This is a genomic window from Halochromatium sp., from assembly GCF_054919635.1.
This window is the reverse complement of record NZ_JBUDPI010000387.1, coordinates 1-3,252: the sequence shown is the minus strand read 5'-3', so window position 1 is coordinate 3,252 and position 3,252 is coordinate 1. Positions and strand designations below refer to the sequence as shown.

General features: G+C 58.0%; 2 protein-coding genes. Both read right to left on the bottom strand.

The window, feature by feature from the left end; genetic code table 11:
* Positions 1-24: 24 nt before the first annotated feature.
* Positions 25-1,728 carry a patatin-like phospholipase family protein gene (locus tag ACY693_RS17030; RefSeq protein ID WP_462323002.1) on the bottom strand — a complete coding sequence of 568 codons (1,704 nt, stop codon included), beginning with the start codon at positions 1,726-1,728 and terminating at the stop codon, positions 25-27.
* Between the two features lie 411 nt (positions 1,729-2,139).
* Positions 2,140-3,168, bottom strand: a complete 1,029-nt coding sequence (locus ACY693_RS17025; protein ID WP_462323001.1) for a helix-turn-helix domain-containing protein — start codon at positions 3,166-3,168, stop codon at positions 2,140-2,142.
* Between the last annotated feature and the right edge of the window lie 84 nt (positions 3,169-3,252).

Below are 3,252 nucleotides of genomic sequence, written 5' to 3'. Positions count from 1 at the left end.
GCAGCTGCGGCCATTATTGATGGCCTACCTGTGATGTGGAGCCGGACACCGTTGGTCGAAGATATTGGGCACATTCATCGTCGGCTTAAAAGGATTAAGTCGACTCCAAAGCAGTTGCCATCCCGATGGCAGCGCCGCGTCATACTCTTTGGGAACATGAAAGTCATCCTGAATTGCGATATCAATGCAAATCCGTTTCCCCGGATATCGCTCGGCCACGATATCCACTGGCAGATTATTGACGACTGCGCCATCGACCAAGACGCGTCCGTCTTCGAACATAGGAGGCGAGATGCCAGGCAGTGCGCAAGTTGAGTGAACGGCACGCCACAAAACGCCGCGGTCGTGAATGAAAGGTCGACATGAGCTGAGATTCGAGGAAACACACAGAAACGGGATCGGTAGATCCTCTATCTGTAAATCGCCAAATGTGTTTCTTGTCGCCTGCTGCAGCTTCTTTCCATGCGTCAATGATAAAAAGGGTAGCGTGTAATCTCTCGCCGCGCTGCCTGCCCTTAAGGTCTGATATAAGCGCGTGGTGATCTCGTCTGTACTCATTGGTAGGGCGAGAAAAGCAGCGACCGCAGCACCCATGCTGGTGCCGGCAACGCGGTCGATCGGTATCCCGGTCTCTTGAAGTGCCTTGATCGCCCCGATATAGGCGAAGGTGCGGGCACCACCGCCACCGAGCACGAGTGAGACGGCGTTTCCGGTGACGACGCGAGCGAGTCGCTGATAGTCATCAACATTGTTGTGACGAACATGGTGCCACTCAGCGGTTTCGCGTCGCTCCAGCCAAGACCGAGTCGCGCTAGGTATCGTCCACTCTTTGGTACCAGGATGGAGCATGACGAGGTCGGTACGAGGTGCAAGCTCTGCATCCATCGGGGCGAGAAAACGGCGCTCGACAGCAGTTTGCTCGGTTGGCGCGCCGATTCGAGTCAATAGCAATACGAGATCGGCATGCCCCAAAAACAACTGAGTGGAGCGAGCCGCATCCTTAGGCAAGAGATAGATGACCAGGTCGTATCGATGCCCAAGCGCGCTGAGATACGCCGAGCCTTCATCCAAGTGTTTGGCGTGCTGCAGAGCCGGCGAGCTCCAGCGTCTGGATAGATGCTCATCCAAGGTGTTCTCGTCGATGACGCTGACCGACCTGATTGGAGCGATCGACTGACGCAGGAGATCAGCAAAGGCACTCTGGTCGATATCATCTGCGATCGGCAGAACCGCAATGCTCGTAATCTCGGCGTGCAGAACCGGCTGAGTGAGCTTGCGAACGAGATCGATCTGTTCTCGGGTGATATTGATCGCGAATTCCCAGGACAAAACCATCATCTGGAAAAAGGTGGCTCTGGGGAATCGGACAAGCTTGCAGTCTTGTACGGCTCGAAGGGTCGATCGATACTCCGCGTGACCAGACAGCAAACTCGATGCGCCGACGCCGTTTCCTGGGAGGATCTCTCCCAGCAGGCGGCGCCCCCTGTCATCGTACGTAAACCGACGAAGGCGCCCTCGCAGGAGCAGGTAGTAGGCAGAGCATCGATCGCCCTGTTTAACTAGGGTCTCACCTGCCTTGAGCTGCAGGATGGTTGGAGCAGGCTTGAGAGCTTTGAGATCCGCTTTCGAAACCGTGCTGAAGAAGCCCGCATTGAGAAGATCAGCGATCGCGGTCTGCTCCTGGTCCGCTCGAAGTTTCTCGTTCATGGCATCTGCTTCGGTCGCCAAAATGGAGACTCCGCAACAGCAGCGCGGATGACGCGGTCTTGAGATGGTAGGGGGCCTGAACTCAGCGTTTCCCGCCATCGACGCAGTGCCAAATCGGTGCAAGCAATCCTGGGAATAATCCAGTGACTAAGACTCTTTGGGATTGCGCTCATGAGTGGGTCATGCGCCTGGCTGTGGCTGTGCAAAGGTCGCTGCTGACCAATTTAAGCGGCGGTTTGGCAAGCGACTAGGTCAATTCCCGCAAGCCTTTTTGCCCTTAGTTGCCGAGTCGGCTAAGCCGGTCCGTGAGAGGCGTCGTCTCGAGCAAAGCCCGCAACGGTCACACGCGATGGAAGGTGTTCGCTCGGATCAGACTGTCACCAGCCGTCACCGCGCCCTTGACAGCAAGCGCCGCAGCAAACGGAACCCGTTCTAGGCGCGAATCGCCCGCGCCAGTGTCGTGGATGGTGTTTCCCCGAACAGTTGGCGATAGGCTCGCGCGAAACGGCTCAAATGCAAGAAACCCCAGCGCATGGCAACGCTGGTCACCGAGGTGGTGTCCGAGACGGCTGACAGGAGTTCCGCGCGAGCGCCATTGAGACGGACTAAGCGCAGGTAGCTCGCGGGGCTTAAGCTAAGCTGTGTTTGGAAAGCGTATTGCAGCGTTCGCTCTGACACGCCGGTGTGCTCGCAGACGCCCAATATGTCTGGCACGCTGCCGTGGCACACTTGCGCCGCCATGTAGTCGCGCGCTTGGCGAACGATGTGCAGCGCACGGCGCCGAGCGTGCAGGCTCGGCGCCGTGCCCGGAATCGTCTCGCCTGTGGTACTCAGCGCCTGAACTAGCTGGGCGAAAAACTCGCGGTGCAGGTCCCTCCTCGTATGCACGTCAGCACGGGACGTGTCATGGCGATCCGTGCTGCCTGCGCTTAAGAGAGCGTGCAGGCTGTCGCCGAGTGATCTCCTTGCGCCGACACTGAGTGCTTGAAGACCGCCTTGGGCCGCTATTCGGGCCGCCAGAGGCTCGTTGAGTAGAGCGATGCCTCGCAGCAATTCAGACTGGTCGAGGCGCACGTAGGAGACGGCGCATCCTCCCGGTACGACGATGTCGACTTCGATGCCCTCTGTTAGAAAGAACAGATGATCGCCTTTATCCTGAGCGAATTGCGAGAATCGTGCGCTTGGCTCGATCGCCTCGAGGAACGACAGGGTGCACTGCCTCGCAGGCATGGCGCCAATCTTTTGCACATCTTGGTTATGGCACTCATAGCCAATCTCGATGTCGCTGAACCTCAGCCGCTTGATTGAGCCGGAAAACTGTCCAGCGCTAAGTTGCCGGTAGGTCAGATTCGCCAGCCAGCTTTGGGCGTCAGCCGCCAGCGACGCGTCGGCGAGCGCGAGGCGTTCGCTGACGCTGGCTGAAAGCTCCCGGTGGTAACCATGAGTGTTTTTCGTTTTCATGCGAGCGTAACTTCTGCGGACTGGCGCTGAAATCGGCGCGTCAGCCTAAACTCCCGAAGTGGTCAAACACGGGCCGACGGCTCA